13 protein-coding genes are annotated in these 15,736 nt (G+C 71.9%); 6 read left to right on the forward strand and 7 right to left on the reverse strand.

The genetic code is table 11. The features are described from left to right. Positions 1-90: 90 nt before the first annotated feature. Entirely contained in the window at positions 91-798 is a 708-nt protein-coding gene (locus tag AB0L21_RS01260) for a thioredoxin domain-containing protein (RefSeq protein ID WP_365781660.1), read from the forward strand. Between the two features lie 53 nt (positions 799-851). On the opposite strand, the gene AB0L21_RS01265 is transcribed toward AB0L21_RS01260, so the two are convergent. From AB0L21_RS01265 to AB0L21_RS01275, 3 genes are read right to left on the reverse strand one after another with little or no spacing between them, the layout of a single operon-like run. After that, entirely contained in the window at positions 852-3,134 is a 2,283-nt protein-coding gene (locus AB0L21_RS01265; protein WP_365781662.1) for an FtsX-like permease family protein, read from the reverse strand. Positions 3,135-3,154: 20 nt separating this feature from the next. After that, positions 3,155-3,907 carry an ABC transporter ATP-binding protein gene (locus tag AB0L21_RS01270; RefSeq protein WP_365698812.1) on the reverse strand — a complete coding sequence of 251 codons (753 nt, stop codon included), beginning with the start codon at positions 3,905-3,907 and terminating at the stop codon, positions 3,155-3,157. Then, a complete protein-coding gene (locus AB0L21_RS01275) occupies positions 3,904-4,419 on the reverse strand; it encodes a PadR family transcriptional regulator (protein WP_132784004.1) in 516 nt (171 codons plus the stop codon). The genes AB0L21_RS01270 and AB0L21_RS01275 overlap by 4 nt, the downstream gene beginning before the upstream one ends. A gap of 123 nt (positions 4,420-4,542) precedes the next feature. On the opposite strand from AB0L21_RS01275, the gene AB0L21_RS01280 reads away from it, so the two are divergent. From AB0L21_RS01280 to AB0L21_RS01300, 5 genes are all read left to right on the forward strand, one after another. Beyond that, positions 4,543-5,814 (forward strand): ABC transporter substrate-binding protein, encoded by a 1,272-nt coding sequence (locus AB0L21_RS01280; RefSeq protein ID WP_365781507.1) that lies wholly within the window; start codon positions 4,543-4,545, stop codon positions 5,812-5,814. Positions 5,815-5,972: 158 nt separating this feature from the next. Then, positions 5,973-7,583, forward strand: coding sequence for a glycoside hydrolase family 13 protein (locus AB0L21_RS01285; protein ID WP_365781509.1), 1,611 nt, complete (start codon positions 5,973-5,975; stop codon positions 7,581-7,583). A gap of 31 nt (positions 7,584-7,614) precedes the next feature. Further along, positions 7,615-8,937: an ABC transporter substrate-binding protein gene (locus AB0L21_RS01290; protein ID WP_365781511.1), complete on the forward strand. Its 1,323-nt coding sequence runs from the start codon at positions 7,615-7,617 to the stop codon at positions 8,935-8,937. Between the two features lie 10 nt (positions 8,938-8,947). Further along, a complete protein-coding gene (locus AB0L21_RS01295; RefSeq protein WP_365781513.1) occupies positions 8,948-10,303 on the forward strand; it encodes an ABC transporter permease subunit in 1,356 nt (451 codons plus the stop codon). 10 nt (positions 10,304-10,313) lie between these two features. Then, on the forward strand, positions 10,314-11,153 hold the full coding sequence (locus tag AB0L21_RS01300; RefSeq protein ID WP_365698817.1) for a carbohydrate ABC transporter permease: 840 nt from the start codon (positions 10,314-10,316) through the stop codon (positions 11,151-11,153). A gap of 47 nt (positions 11,154-11,200) precedes the next feature. Here AB0L21_RS01300 and pgl read toward each other — a convergent pair whose 3' ends face one another. Genes pgl through tal form a run of 4 tightly spaced genes read right to left on the reverse strand, consistent with a single transcriptional unit; the run spans position 11,201 to position 15,711 of the window. After that, entirely contained in the window at positions 11,201-11,983 is a 783-nt protein-coding gene (gene pgl / locus AB0L21_RS01305) for a 6-phosphogluconolactonase (protein ID WP_365698818.1), read from the reverse strand. Further along, positions 11,980-13,056: a glucose-6-phosphate dehydrogenase assembly protein OpcA gene (opcA, locus tag AB0L21_RS01310; protein ID WP_365698819.1), complete on the reverse strand. Its 1,077-nt coding sequence runs from the start codon at positions 13,054-13,056 to the stop codon at positions 11,980-11,982. The genes pgl and opcA overlap by 4 nt, the downstream gene beginning before the upstream one ends. Beyond that, positions 13,053-14,591: a glucose-6-phosphate dehydrogenase gene (gene zwf / locus AB0L21_RS01315; RefSeq protein ID WP_365698820.1), complete on the reverse strand. Its 1,539-nt coding sequence runs from the start codon at positions 14,589-14,591 to the stop codon at positions 13,053-13,055. The genes opcA and zwf overlap by 4 nt, the downstream gene beginning before the upstream one ends. Position 14,592: 1 nt before the next feature. Next, positions 14,593-15,711, reverse strand: a complete 1,119-nt coding sequence (tal, locus tag AB0L21_RS01320; protein ID WP_365698821.1) for a transaldolase — start codon at positions 15,709-15,711, stop codon at positions 14,593-14,595. Positions 15,712-15,736: the final 25 nt, after the last annotated feature.

Consider the following 15,736-nt stretch of genomic DNA (forward strand, 5'->3'; position numbering starts at 1 on the left):
CCGCGCGAAAGCTGATGCCCTGCGCGCTCTGCCGCGCCCGGCCCCCAGGGTTCCGCTGAACCAGGGGAGGGAGCGCGCCTGGTGCGCAGGATGTTGGCCACGGCGGTCGCGATGGCCGTGGCGGGGGTGCCGGCGGTGGGCTGCGTCAGCAGACATCAGCCGGCCGAGTCGAAGAGCGGCCGGCCGGAGGCCCCGGCGAAGGCCGTACCGTACACCGGGCCGGCGGACGTGCCGGAGCGGCTGGGGAACGACGGCACGACCATCATGGTCGGGGACCCGGCCGCCCCGCTGACCGTGCACCTGTACGAGGATCCGCGGTGCCCGGTGTGCAGGGAGTTCGAGACCACCGGTGGTGCCCCGCAGTTGCGTGAGGCGACCATCCGGCGTGAGGCGAAGACCGAGTACACCCTCGCGTCCTTCCTGGACGGCCGGCTCGGCGGCGCGGGGTCCCGGAAGGCGGTCAACGCCCTGCGGGCCGCCCTGGACAGGGGGAAGTTCGCCGAATACCACGATGTGCTCTACGCCCACCAGCCCGCCGAGAGCGTCGACGGATTCACCGACGCCTACCTGGTCGAGCTGGCGGGGCGGGTCCCGGGGCTGCGCGGGCCGGACTTCGACTCGGCCGTCAAGACCATGAAGTACCGGACCTTCGTGACCAACTCCGAGGACGCGTACGAGCGGGCGGGCCGCAGGAACCCAAGGGTCCCGGCACCCCCACCGCCGAGATCAACGACGTACTCGTTCCGGTGCGGTACAACGGCCTGCTGTTCGACGGGACGGTCTTCGGCAGCCCGCTGAAGAAGATCCGCGAAGACCCCGGGAGCTGGCAGGCCGCGTCCCCCTGAGCAGGCTCAGGCCACCGCGCTCAGCGTGTCCGCGAGGCGGCGGCGGGCCGCGCGGGACGCGGGCAGGGTGGCCAGGGCCGCCGCCCCCACAACGGCGGCCGAGCCCACGACGAGAAGGAGGCCGGGGGAGGGGGACTGGGCGATTCCGGCGCCGATGCCGCTGGAGCCGCCCTGGGCGTCGATCAGCCGGCGGGCCAGTGGCAGCCCCAGCGCCGTACCGGCGACGACCGCCGCCAGGGCGGTACAGCTCGTCGCCGTGACGGTGATCGCGGTGATCTGCCGTGGCGACATGCCGATCGCCCGGAGCGCCAGCACGTCCCGCTCGCCCTCGCGGACGCTGCCGCCGATCGCGGTGAGCAGTTCCACCAGTCCGATCAGGGCCAGGACGGCGATCAGAGCGGCGACGACACCGCGCAGCGGGGACAGCCCGTCGGCGGGGTTCGTCACGGGATGCACCTCCAGGTGGCCGTGGCCGGCCGAGGCGAGCGCGGCGGCCACGCGGTGCGGGTCGGCGCCGGGGCGCAGCCGCAGCTCGTAGAAGGCCGGGGACACCTCCGGGTCGTTCTCGCGGAGGGTGTCCAGGGAGGTGGTGACGACCCGGCCGGCGTTGCGCGGTTCGAGGGTGCGGCCCACGATGTGCAGGATCTGCGGCCGGTCGCCGACCGTCATGCGCACCCAGTCGCCGACCCGCGCGTCCAGCAGGTCGAGCAGGCCCTGGCCGGCCACGGCCTCGTCCGGTCCGCGTGCGGCGCGGCCCTCGGCGAGGGCGTACGGGTAGGGCTCGGCGCGGGTGCCGACGCCGCGCAGGGCGATGGTCCCGGTCTGGCCGGGGACCAGCGCGGCCACCTCGACGCCCGGATAGGCGGCGGCGACCCGGGAGTCGTGGGCCAGCACGGCCCGTACCCCGGACGCGTCCAGGGCGCCGTCCGAGCGGACCGTGAGCGTCGTCGGCAGGCCCACCCGCTCGGGGCTGCTGTGGAAGCGGTCGATCGTGGTCCAGGCGCTGAGCGCCACCACGATGAGCAGCAGCGGCAGCGTCAGCCGGGCCACGGTGGCCAGTGACCGGCCGCGCCCGGCGAACGTCTTGTGGCAGCCGAGGACCAGCGCGGCCGGCAGCCGCAGCCCGAGCGCCCGCCGGGCCGCCCCGCTCAGCCGCCCGCCCGCCGGCGCGGCCGGGCGCGGCACCGGAACCGGCGGCACCCGCCCCGCCCGCCAGGCGGCGAGCCCCGTGGTCAGGCCGATGAACAGCACCGCGCCCGCCGGCACCGCGCACAGCGCGAGCGTGTGCCCGGGCAGTCCCTGCCACACGCCCAGCGCGTCCCCGAGCCGCCCCGGGACCCGGCTGCCCAGCCCCTCGGTGAGCGCCGCCCCGGTCACCGCGCCGAGCAGCGCGTACGCCAGGTGCTGGAGCAGGAAGATCCGTACGACCTGGCCGGGCGTGAAGCCGATCGCCTTCAGCACCGACAGGTCCCGCAGATGCCCGCGGATGCGGGTCGCGATGGCCCCGTGCACCGCGAACCCGGCGGCGATCAGGGCGCCCAGACCGAACAGCCCGAGCACCTGGCCGAGCAGCCGGTTGTCGCCCTGTGCCTCCGCGCGGGCCTGCTGCCAGGTGGAGACCTCGCCGACCGCACCGGCACCCAGCACGGTGACGGCGCGCTGGACGGCGTAGTCGGTGTCGGAAGGATCGCCGAGCCGCAGCCCGATGACCTGGCCGGCCGGGGCCCGCACGGCGGACGGCAGCGCCCACACCAGTCCGGGCTGTTCGCCGGGGCGGTACGGGGGTTCGGCGCTGTCCGCGATGCCCTCGACGGTGAGGGTGCGCGCCGTGCCGGGCAGCGTCAGGGTGTCGCCGGGCTCGGCCAGCAGGGCGCGGGCGAGGCTGCTCTCCAGCACGACGCCCTCCGGCGCGTCCGGGTCCAGCCAGTGTCCGGCGGTGAGCAGGGGCCGGCCGACGGAGGGCAGGTCCGGGGTGGCGCGCAGTTCGACGGAGGCGCGGGCGCCGCGGGCGGCGACGGTGGCGGCCTCGGCGCGGTAGGGGCCGGCGACGGAGGTGACGCCGTCCAGCCGGGCCAGCGCGCGGGCGTCGGCGGACGGTGCGGTGTGCAGCCAGACGTGGGCGCCGCGCGCCTCGGCGAAGGTCCGCTGCCAGGGGTTCGTGGCGTAGCCGAACAGGGCGGCGGCGAGCAGCAGCGAGGCGACGACGCCGGCGGTGGCCAGCACCAGGAACAGCGCCTCGCCGCGGTGGGTGCGCAGATCGGAGTGCGCCCAGCGCAGGGTGGCCCGCACGTCCCTCAGGTCCAGCACGGTCAGTCCCTCAGCTCCAGCACGCCCAAGATGCCGCTCCGCCGGGGCGGCGGCGCGCCGTCCAGCGTCGCGTCGTCGGCGATGCGGCCGTCGAAAAAGCTGATCACGCGGTCGGCGGCGCTGGCCAGCCGGGCGTCGTGGGTGACCAGCACGATGGTCTGGCCGCGCCCGTGGAAGCGGGACAGCAGCCGCATCACCTCGCGGGTGCCCTTGCTGTCCAGGCTGCCGGCCGGCTCGTCCGCGAGCAGCAGCGGCGGATGGTTGACCAGCGCCCGGGCGAGCGCGACCCGCTGCTGCTCGCCGCCGGACAGCTCGCCTGGCATGCTGCGCTCCTTGCCCTCCAGACCCAGCTCGGCGAGAAGTGCCTCCCGCTCGGCGCGGGCCTTCTTGGGCGGGACCCCGGCCAGCAGCGCGGGCAGCTCCACGTTGTCGGCGACCGACAGGTTCGACACCAGGTTGAAGAACTGGAAGACGATCCCGATGGCCTTCCTGCGCTCCACCGCCCAGCGGGCCTCGCTGAAGGAGTCCGTGCACCGGCCGTCGAGCCAGACGCTGCCCTCGTCCGGCCGCTGGAGCCCGCCGAGCAGGTGCAGCAGTGTGGACTTGCCCGCGCCGGACGGCCCGGTGATCGCGACGAACTCGCCCCGGGCCACGCTGAGGTCGACCCCGCGCACGGCGTGCGCGGGCGCGCCCTCGCCGTAGTGGGTCTTCACCAGCCCCTGGGCCCGCAGCACCGGAGCGTGGCCGTCACTCACTCCAGATCCTCCAGTTCCTCCTGGCACCGCTCCAGCCAGTCGAGGTCGGCCTGCAGGTGCAGCATCGCGCCCTCGATCAGCAGCTGGGCGATTCGGTTGTCCCGGCTCTCGGCCGCGGCCAGTTTCGACAGGTTGCGCATGGTGTTGAGGTACTGGCGCCGCTGCCGGTTGATGAGGGCGATCTGGTCGGCGAGACCGGTCTGCGGGGCGAGGGCGAGCTTCATGAAGAACTCGTCCCGCACCCGCGGCTCGTCCTCGGTCTCCTCGAACCAGGCGAGCAGCGCCTCGCGCCCGGCGTCGGTGAGGTGGTAGACCTTCTTGTTGGGCCGGCTGGACTGCTCGACGTCCTCGCCCTCGATCAGCCCGGACTTCTCCAGGCGGCCGAGGGTGACGTAGATCTGGCCGACGTTCGGCTGAGGGTACGCGGCGCCCAGCAGTTGCTCAAGGTCCTGCTTCAGCTCGTAGCCATGAGCCGGGCCGCGGGCGAGGAGTGCCAGGAGGGGCAGGCGCACTCGTGCTGTCCTCCTGTCTGCTTCATGTGCTCCAGGCCCTAGTATCGCGCATACCTAACGGGTATACATGGCCTCTGTCCCCGGGCGAGGGCGCCCGTGGTGCCGGTGTACAGGGAGGAACCTATGCGGTGGATACGCACCGCCGGTAGGGGCCTTCTCGTTCTCGTGGTGGTCATGGCCGGGTACGTCGCCTCGGGTGCCCGCGCCGACGAGGGCGCGGGAGGCGGTCGAGGCCCGCTCACGCTGGCCACCGCCGGTGACCTCACCGGTTATCTCGGCCCGCTGCTCCAGGGCTGGAACCGCACGCACCCCGGCGAGAAGGTCACCCTGGTCGAGCTGCCGGACTCCGCCGACGAGACGCACGCGCAGATGACGACCGACCTGCGCGGCGGCGACCGGGGCCGGTTCGACGTCCTCAACATCGACGTCGACTGGACCTCGGAGTTCGCGGCGGCCGGCTGGATCCGCCCGCTGCCCCGTGACCGCTTCCCGCTGGACAGCTTCCTGCCGCCGGTGGTGGACACGGCGACGTACGACGGACGGCTGTACGCGGTCCCGTACGTCACGAACGCCGGACTCCTCCTGTACCGCAAGGACGTCCTCGACGAGGAGGGGGTGTCCCCGCCGCGTACCTGGGCCGAACTGGAGCACGACGCGAGGACCATCGCGCCGAAGTACGGACTCGGCGGTTACGCGGGCCAGTTCCTGCCCTACGAGGGCCTGACGGTGAACGCGGCCGAGGCGGTGTACTCGGCCGGCGGCACGATCCTCGGCGGTGAGGGCACCCGCGTCACCGTCGACTCGGCCGCCGCCCGTGAGGGCCTCGGCTTCCTCGCCCGCGGCATCCGCGAGGGCTGGATTCCCAGGCAGGCGCTGACGTACAAGGAGGAGGAGTCCAAGCAGGCCTTCCAGGACGGCAGGCTGCTCTTCCTGCGCAACTGGCCCTACGCCTACGCCGTGGCCTCCGCCCCGGGTTCCAGGGTCGCCGGGAAGATCGGCGCCGTACCGCTGCCCGGGCCGGACGGGCCGGGGACCAGCGTCCTCGGCGGCTCCAACCTCGCGGTCAACACCCATGCCCGGCACCCGGACTCCGCCGCGCGTCTGATCGCCTACCTCACCAGCGCGCCCGTGCAGCGCCAGGTGCTCACGCGGGGCGCGCTGCCGCCCGTACGCGCCGGGCTCTACGAAGACCCCGCGCTCATCCGGCGGTTCCCCTATCTGCCGACCCTGCGCACCGCCGTGCTCACCGCCCGGCCGCGCCCCAAGAGCCCGCACTACGACCAGGTCAGCCTGGCCGTGCAGGCGGTCGTGCAGGACGCGCTCACCGGGCGGCAGACGCCCGGGCAGGCCGTGCGCCGGCTGGCGCGCGAACTCGACGCCATCGCCAGCCGATAGCCGGCTGCCCGGTTCCTCGCTAGTTACCTGTTAGGTAACGCGGACATCTCAACTGGCTTCCTAGTGTCCCAGTAAGTCCATATTTGCCGCCCCAACTCCCCGGTAACTCCCGTTCTTTTCGTTGACACCATCGCGACACGCCTACCTAACATGCATGCATGTTGAGTAAGTGCCACTGGTGGCGGGACGCCGTGATCTACCAGGTGTACGTCCGCAGCTTCCTGGACAGCACCGGTGACGGCATCGGCGATCTGGCCGGCGTCCGGGCCGGGCTGCCGTACCTGAAGAAGCTCGGCGTCGACGGGATCTGGCTGAGCCCCTTCTACCCCTCGCCGCAGCACGACCACGGCTACGACGTGGCCGACTACCGCGGTGTCGACCCGCTCTTCGGTGACCTCGCCGAGTTCGACCTGCTGATGACCGCGGCCCGGCGGCTCGGCGTCAAGGTGCTCCTCGACATCGTCCCCAACCACTGCTCCAGCGAGCACCCGTGGTTCCGCGAGGCACTGGACAGCGAGCCCGGCAGCCCGGCCCGCGCCCGCTTCCACTTCGCCGACGGCCGCGGCCCCGACGGCAGCGAGCCGCCCAACAACTGGCACTCCATGTTCGGCGGCCCCGCCTGGACCCGGGTCGACGACGGCCAGTGGTACCTGCACATGTTCACGCCCGAACAGCCCGACTGGAACTGGCGCAACCCCGAGATCCCCGACGAGTTCGACCGGATCCTGCGGTTCTGGCTCGACCGGGGCGTCGACGGCTTCCGCATCGACGTCGCCGCGGGCCTGTTCAAGCACCCCGGCCTGCCCGACTCCGACGACCCGGAGGCCGACGCCCGCACCCGCGACTCGGTCAACCCGCTCGCCTGGAACCAGCCCGAGGTGCACGAGGTGTGGCGCCGCTGGCGGTCCATCTGCGAGGAGTACGGCGCCCGGGACGGCCGCGAACGGCTGCTCGTCGGCGAGGTCTCCGTCCCCACCGCCCGCGAACACGCCCTGTACGTCCGCCCCGACGAGCTCCACCAGGCCTTCTTCTTCGACCTGCTCGGCGCCCCCTGGGACGCCGACGCCTTCCGCAAGGTCATCTCCGAGGCCATGCAGGACATCGCCGGCACCGGCTCCACGGTCACCTGGGTCCTCAACAACCACGACCAGGTCCGCACCGTCACCCGTTACGGCGAACCCGCCACCGAGGGCAGCGGCCTGGGCGCCGCCCGCGCCCGCGCCGCCGCGCTGCTGATGCTGGCGCTGCCCGGAGCCGCGTACATCTACCAGGGCGAGGAGCTGGGCCTGCCCGAGGTCGTCGACCTGCCCGACGACGTGCTCACCGACCCGATCTTCCGGCGCACCGGCAGCCGCGCCCGGATCCGCGACGGCTGCCGGGTGCCGCTGCCCTGGTCCGGGCAGGCCTCCCCGTTCGGCTTCACCTCCGGCGTGGAGGGCGTCAAGCCCTGGCTCCCGCAGCCGTCGTACTTCGCCGAGTACGCCACCGACCGCGCCCTCGCCGACACCCGATCCTTCTGGCACCTGTACCGGGACGGCCTCCACCTGCGCAAATCCCTGCCCCAGTTGGGCGAGGGCACGCTGCGCTGGCTGGACACCCCGCCGGACGTCCTCGCCTTCGTCCGCGGCGACGGCCTGGTCTGCGCCGTCAACTTCGGTACGGCCCCCGCGCCCGCACCCGTCTCCGGCACCCCCCTGCTCTCCAGCGGCCCCTGCCCGCCCGGCGTCCTGCCCGGCGCCACGGCGGCCTGGTGGCTGAACGACCTCTGATCACCCGTCCCTCATGAAAGGTCCGTCAACGATGATGCGACGCACGACCCTGCTCACCGGCTGTACCGCCCTCGCCCTCTCCCTCGGCGCCACCGCCTGTGGCGGCGGACCCGTCTCTGCGGGCGGCGGCGACAAGGCGCTCAGCGGCCAGACCGTCACCGTGGCCGGTGTCTGGTCCGGCAGCGAGCAGAAGAACTTCCAGAAGGTGCTGGACGCCTTCACCGAGAAGACCGGCGCGAAGACCCAGTTCGTGTCGACCGGCGACAACGTCTCCACGGTCGTCGGCAGCAAGATCGAGGGCGGCAACGCGCCCGACGTCGTGATGGTCCCGCAGGTCGGCGTCCTGCAGCAGTTCGCGAAGAAGGGCTGGCTCAAGCCCCTCTCGCCGACCGCCCGGCAGACCATCGACGCCGGCTACGCGCCCGTGTGGAAGAAGTACGGCAGCGTCGACGGCACCCTCTACGGCCTCTACTTCAAGGCCGCCCACAAGTCGACGGTCTGGTACAGCCCCGACGCCCTCACCCAGGCCGGGGTCAAGCCCCCGAAGACGTACGACGAGCTGCTCAAGGCCGGGCACACCGTCTCCGACTCCGGCCTCGCCGCGTTCGCGGTCGCCGGACAGGACGGCTGGACCCTCACCGACTGGTTCGAGAACATCTACCTCTCCCAGGCCGGTCCCGAGAAGTACGACGCCCTCGCCGCGCACAAGTTGCAGTGGACCGACCCCAGCGTGGTGAAGGCGCTCACCACCCTCGGCAAGCTCTTCAAGGACAAGCAGCTGATCGCGGGCGGCCAGAAGGGAGCCCTGAACACCGACTTCCCCGGCTCCGTCGAGAAGGTGTTCGGCCCCAAGCCCGAGGCCGGCATGGTCTACGAGGGCGACTTCGTCGCCGGCGTCGCCCACGACCAGTACGGCAAGACGATCGGCAAGGACGCGGACTTCTTCCCCTTCCCGGCGGTCGGCGGCGGCACGGCACCCGTCGTCAGCGGCGGTGACGCGGCCGTCGTCCTCAAGGACGGCAAGAACGCCAAGGCCGGCATGAAGCTCCTGGAGTACCTGGCCACCCCGGAGGCCGCGGCCGTGTGGGCGAAGGCGGGCGGCTTCCTGTCCCCGAACAAGAAGCTGAACCTCTCCGCGTACGGCGACGACGTCACCCGCGCCACCGCCAAGTCCCTCGTCGGCGCAGGGGACTCGGTCCGCTTCGACATGTCCGACCAGGCACCGGCGGCCTTCGGCGGCACCAAGGGCGCCGGCGAGTGGAAGCTCCTCCAGGACTTCCTGCGCGACCCGTCGGACCCGAAGGGCACGGCGGCCAGGCTCGAAGCCGCCGCGGCCAAGGCCTACCAGGGCTGAGCGGCACACCATGACCGCCACCACTGCCGTGAAACAGCAGGCGGGCCCGCGTCCCGCCGCCGGCCCGGCGCCCGCGCGCCGCGGCCGGCGGCGCGGCCGGCTGATCGCCCTGCTCTTCGTCCTCCCCGCGCTGCTCCTGCTCGGCGCGCTCGTCGTCTACCCGGTGCTGTTCTCCGTCGGCCGCAGCTTCTTCGACGCCTCCGGCACCCGGTTCGTCGGCGGCGACAACTACACCGAGATGTTCCGCGACCCGGCCACCCTGAAGGCCATCCGCAACACCACCATCTGGGTCGTCGTCGCCCCCGCCCTGCTCACCGGCCTCGGCCTGATCCTGGCCGTCCTGGTGGAGAAGGTCCGCTGGGCGACGGCCTTCAAGCTGCTCCTCTTCATGCCGATGGCCGTGTCCTTCCTCGCCGCCGGCATCATCTTCCGCCTCGCCTACGACGAGGACCCGGACAAGGGCGTGCTCAACGCGGCCGTCGTCTCCGTCCACGACGCCTTCACAGGCACATCGACCTACCCGACGGCCCGTGGCCGCACCGGACTGCTCACCCAGGACCGGGACGGCTCCTACCGTACGACCGCCTCGGCGGGCGGCACGGTGACGCTGCCGATGGTCGGCGTGCTGCCCAAGGACCTGCCTGGCAACGCCTCGCCCGCCCGTACGGCGGCGGCACGGAAGGCCGCGCCCGGCGAACTGCGCGGTGTCGTCTACCTGGACTTCACCCCCGGCGGGGGAGGCAGGCAGGGCAAGGTCGACGCCAAGGAGAGCGGCCTGCCCGGCATGAAGGTCGAGGCGGTACGCGACGGCAGGACGGTCGCGAGCGCGACCACCGCCGCCGACGGCTCCTTCCGCTTCTCCGGGCTGACGGCGGGCCCGTACACGGTGAAGCTGCCGGAGTCGAACTTCGCCCCGCCCTACCAGGGCATCTCCTGGCTCGGCCCGACCCTCGTCACCCCCGCGATCATCGGCGCCTACCTGTGGATCTGGACGGGTTTCGCGATGGTCCTGATCGGCGCGGGCCTCTCCACGCTCCCGCGTGACGCCCTGGAGGCCGCCCGGATGGACGGGGCCAACGAGTGGCAGATCTTCCGCCGGATCACCGTCCCGCTCCTCGCGCCCGTGCTCACCGTGGTCTTCGTGACCCTGGTGATCAACGTGATGAAGGTCTTCGACCTCGTCTACATCATCGCGCCCGGCCCGGTGCAGGAGGACGCCACCGTCCTCGCCACCCAGATGTGGCTGGTGTCCTTCGGCGGCGGCAACGACCAGGGCCTCGGCAGCGCCCTCGGCGTGCTCCTGCTGCTCCTGGTGATCCCCGCGATGGTCTTCAACGTCCGCCGTTTCCGCAACAGTCAGCGATGAGGAGTCAGCGATGAACGCAATCAGGCGCGGCCTGGGCAGCGGCCTGGTGCAGGCCTTCCTCGTGGTCGTCGGCCTGGTCTGGCTGACTCCCCTGGCCGGCCTGTTCCTGTCCTCCCTGCGCTCGGCCCAGGACACGGCGAAGGGCGGCTGGTGGACGGCGCTGGCCACTCCCGGCCAGCTGTCCTTCGACAACTACTCGGCGCTGCTGAAGAACGCGGGCATCACGCAGGCCTTCTGGAACACCGTGCTGATCTCGGTGCCGGCCACCACCCTGGTCGTCGTCATCGCGGCCCTCGCCGGATACGCCTTCGCCTGGCTGGACTTCCCGCTGCGGGAACCCCTCTTCCTGCTGGTGGTGGCCCTGTTGGTGGTGCCGGTGCAGATCGGTCTGCTGCCGGTCGCCAAACTCTTCGGCGCGCTGGGCCTGTTCGGCACGATCCCCGGTGTCGTCCTCTTCCACGTCGCCTACGGCCTCCCCTTCGCCGTCTTCCTGCTGCGCAACTACTTCGCGGACATCCCGAAGGAGATGCTGGAGGCGGCACGGATGGACGGCGGCAGCGAATGGCGCATCTTCACGCGTCTCGTCCTGCCGGTGGGCCGCCCGGCCATCGCCTCGCTCGCCATCTTCCAGTTCCTCTGGGTCTGGAACGACATGCTGGTCGCCCTGCTCTTCGCCGACAGCTCCGCCCAGCCCCTGACCGTGGAACTCCAGTCCCAGATCCGCCAGTTCGGCAGCAACATCGACGTCCTCGCCCCGGGCGCGTTCCTGTCGCTGATCGTGCCGGTCGTGGTCTTCTTCGCCTTCCAGCGGCACTTCGTGCAGGGCGTGATGGCGGGGTCGGTGAAATAGCGGCGGCGGGGGCCGAAGCCCCCCCCGCGGCTGCACAGGCACGAGCGTCACGGAGACGCCGGCGGATACAGCGACCTCGGCAGCTGGGAAGCCGCCGCCGAGTCCAGCAGCCACAGCGTGCGCGAGCGGCCGTACGCGCCCGCCGCCGGGGCCTGGATCTCGCCCGCGCCGGACAGGGCGATGGCCACCGCCTCCGCCTTGTCCTCGCCGGCCGCGAGGAGCCAGACCTCGCGGGCCGCGCGGATCGCCGGGAGGGTGAGGGAGATCCGGGTGGGCGGGGGCTTGGGCGCGCCGTGGACGCCGACCACCGTGCGCTCGGTCTCCCGGACCGCGGGCAGCTCGGGGAAGAGCGAGGCCACGTGGGTGTCCGGGCCGACGCCCAGCATGAGGACGTCGAAGGTGGGCACCGCGCCGTGGTTCTCCGGTCCGGCCGCCTTCGCCAGCTCCGCCGCGTACGCCTCCGCCGCCGCCTCCACGTCCGCGCCGTACGGGCCGTCGGAGGCGGGCATGGCGTGCACGCGCTCCGGGGCCACCGGTACGGAGTCCAGCAGCGCCTCGCGGGCCTGCGTGACATTGCGCTCGGGGTCGCCCTCGGGGAGGTAGCGCTCGTCGCCCCACCACAGGTCGAGGCGGCCCCAGTCGATGGCGTCCCGGGCGGGAGCCGCCGCCAGCGCGGCCAGCAGGCCGTTGCCGTTGCGGCCGCCCGTGAGGACCACGGACGCGGTGCCCCGGGAGGCCTGCGCGTCCACGATCTTCGTGATCAGGCGAGCCGCGGCGGCCTGCGCCATCAGTTCCTTGTCGTGGTGGACGACCAGCTGCGGAGTGCTCACTTCGCCGTCGCCTTCCTCGCCGGTGCCTTCTTCGCGGTCTTGGCCGCCGCCTTCTTCGCGGGGGCCTTGGCCGCTTCCCCGACCGGTTCCGGTTCGGCGACCGGCTCGGCCGCGGGCTCAGCCGGAGCCTCGGGCGCCTGCTGCGGAACGGTGTTCAGCCGCTCCACGCCGTAGCGCAGCGCCGACGCGTAGGTGTCGTCCGGGTCCAGCCGGCGCAGCTCCTCCGCGATCAGCTCGGCGGTGTCCCGCCGCTTCAGCGCCACCGCGCGGGCCGGCTGGCCCTCGATGGACAGCGTGGCCAGTGAGCCGTCGGCCCGGTCCAGCACGATCGGGCCCTGGCTGGTGTCCATGCGGACCGCCGTCAGACCGGGGCCGGACGACAGGGAACGCTTCACGGGCACGTCCAGCCGGTCCGCGAGCCACATCGCCAGCAGCTCACAGCTCGGATTGAACTCCTCGCCCTCCACCTCGACGGCCTTCACCTCGCAGGTGACCTGGTCGAGCGCCGCCGCGAGCATGGAACGCCACGGCGTGATCCTCGTCCAGGACAGGTCGGTGTCGCCGGGCGTGTAGGCCGCGGCGCGGGCCGACAGCTCCCGCACCGGCTGCTCGGCCGCGTAGGTGTCGGTGACCCGGCGCTGGGCGAGCGCGCCCAGCGGGTCCTTCGCCGGGTCGAGCGGGGCGTTCACCGGCCACCACACGACGACGGGTGCGTCCGGCAGCAGCAGCGGCAGGACCACCGAGTCGGCGTGGTCCGCGGCCTCGCCGTACAGACGCAGGACGACCGTCTCGCCGGTGCCCGCCTCCGCGCCCACCCGCACCTCGGCGTCCAGACGCGAGGACGTGCGGTCGCGCGGGGAGCGGGAGACCCGCTTGATGACCACGAGCGTGCGCGAGGGGTGCTCGCGCGAGGCGTCGTTGGCGGCCTTCAGGGCGTCGTAGGCGTTCTCCTCGTCGGTGACGATGACGAGGGTCAGCACCATGCCGACGGCGGGTGTGCCGATGGCGCGGCGGCCCTGCACGAGCGCCTTGTTGATCGCTCCGGCGGTGGTGTCGGTCAGGTCTATCTTCATGGCCGGCGCCAGCTCCGTCCGTCTCGTGCGAGCATCTCGTCCGCCTCCACGGGACCCCAGGTGCCCGACTTGTACTGCGCGGGCCTGCCGTGCGTGTCCCAGTACTCCTCGATCGGGTCGAGGATCTTCCAGGACAGCTCGACCTCCTCGGTGCGCGGGAAGAGGTTGGCGTCGCCGAGCAGCACGTCCAGGATCAGGCGTTCGTACGCCTCCGGGCTGGACTCCGTGAACGACTCGCCGTAGGCGAAGTCCATGGAGACGTCCCGGATCTCCATCGAGGTGCCCGGCACCTTGGAGCCGAAGCGGACGGTGACGCCCTCGTCGGGCTGGACGCGGATGACGATCGCGTTCTGGCCCAGCTCCTCGGTCGCCGTCGTGTCGAACGGCGAGTGCGGGGCCCGCTGGAAGACGACCGCGATCTCCGTCACCCGGCGGCCGAGGCGCTTGCCGGTGCGCAGGTAGAAGGGGACGCCCGCCCAGCGGCGGTTGTCGATCTCCAGCTTGACCGCGGCGTAGGTGTCGGTCTTCGACTTCGGGTCGATGCCCTCCTCTTCGAGGTAGCCGATGACCTTCTCACCGCCCTGCCAGCCCGCCGCGTACTGCCCGCGCACGGTGTCGGCGCCCAGGTCCTTCGGCAGCCGGACGGCGCCGAGCACCTTCTCCTTCTCCGCGGCCAGCGCGTCCGCGCCGAAGGAGGCGGGCTCCTCCATGGCCGTGAGGGCCATGAGCTGGAGCAGGTGGTTCTGGATGACGTCCCGGGCGGCGCCGATGCCGTCGTAGTAGCCGGCCCGGCCGCCGATGCCGATGTCCTCGGCCATGGTGATCTGGACGTGGTCCACGAAGGACCGGTTCCAGATCGGCTCGAACATCGTGTTGGCGAAGCGCAGCGCCAGGATGTTCTGGACGGTCTCCTTGCCGAGGTAGTGGTCGATCCGGAAGACCTGCTCCGGCTCGAACACCTCGTGCACGACCTTGTTCAGCTCCTCGGCCGACTTCAGGTCGTGCCCGAACGGCTTCTCGATGACCGCTCGCCGCCAGGAACCGCCGGTCTGGTCGGCCAGACCGTGCTTCTTCAGCTGCTGGATCACCACCGGGAAGGAGCGCGGCGGCACGGACAGGTAGAAGGCGAAGTTGCCGCCCGTGCCCTGTGCCTTGTCCAGCTCCTCGATGGTGGCGCGCAGCCGCTCGAATGCCTCGTCGTCGTCGAAGGTGCCCTGGACGAAGCGCATCCCCTGGATGAGCTGCTGCCAGACCTCCTCGCGGAACGGAGTGCGCGAGTGCTCCTTGACCGCGTCGTGGACGACCTCGGCGAAGTCCTCGTGCTCCCAGTCGCGGCGGGCGAAGCCCACCAGCGAGAAGCCCGGCGGCAGCAGACCCCGGTTGGCGAGGTCGTACACCGCGGGCATCAGCTTCTTGCGCGACAGGTCGCCCGTGACGCCGAAGATGACCAGGCCCGACGGTCCCGCGATACGCGGGAGCCGTCGGTCGGCCGGGTCACGAAGCGGATTCGCTCCGGAACCGGAAACGGGTGACAAATCAGCCCTCCGAAGGGGCGAGGCGCTCAAGCTCCGCCTGGGTGGACTTCAGCAGGTCGGTCCAGGACGCCTCGAACTTCTCGACGCCCTCGTCCTCCAGCACCTGCACGACGTCGTCGTACGAGATGCCGAGCTTCTCCAGCGCGTCGAGGTCGGCGCGCGCCTGCTCGTAGGTGCCGGCGATGGTGTCGCCGGTGATCTCACCATGGTCCTCGGTGGCCTCCAGCGTGGCCTCCGGCATGGTGTTGACCGTGTTCGGGGCGACCAGCTCGGTGACGTACAGGGTGTCCGGGTACGCCGGGTCCTTCACGCCGGTCGACGCCCACAGCGGACGCTGCTTGTTGGCGCCCGCGTTCTCCAGCGCGCTCCACCGGTCCGAGGAGAAGACCTCCTCGTACGCCTGGTAGGCCAGACGCGCGTTGGCGACGGCGGCCTTGCCGCGCAGCGCCTTGGCCTCGTCGGTGCCGATGCCGTCCAGCCGCTTGTCGATCTCGGTGTCCACGCGGGACACGAAGAAGGACGCCACCGAGTGGATCTTCGACAGGTCGAGACCCCGCTCCTTCGCCTTCTCCAGACCGGTCAGGTAGGCGTCCATGACCTTGCGGTAGCGCTCGAGGGAGAAGATCAGCGTGACGTTGACGCTGATGCCGAGGCCGATCGTCTCGGCGATCGCCGGCAGACCCGCCTGGGTGGCCGGGATCTTGATCAGGGTGTTGGGGCGGTCCACCAGCCAGGCCAGCTGCTTGGCCTCGGCGACGGTCGCCTTGGTGTTGTGCGCGAGGCGCGGGTCGACCTCGATGGAGACCCGGCCGTCCTGGCCGTTCGTCGCGTCGAAGACCGGCCGCAGGATGTCGGCGGCGTCCCGGACGTCCGCCGTCGTGATCATGCGGATGGCCTCTTCGACGGTGACCTTGCGGGCCGCGAGGTCCGACAGCTGCTGGTCGTAGCCGTCGCCCTGGGAGATCGCCTTCTGGAAGATCGTCGGGTTGGTGGTGACGCCCACGACGTGCTGCTGGTCGATCAGCTCGGCGAGGTTGCCGGACGTGATCCGCTTGCGCGACAGGTCGTCCAGCCAGATCGCGACGCCTTCCTCGGAGAGGCGCTTGAGTGCGTCTGTCATGGAATTACATCTCCTACGTGTCGTA

This window comes from Streptomyces sp. NPDC052721 (assembly GCF_040678315.1).
Lineage (GTDB): Bacteria > Actinomycetota > Actinomycetes > Streptomycetales > Streptomycetaceae > Streptomyces.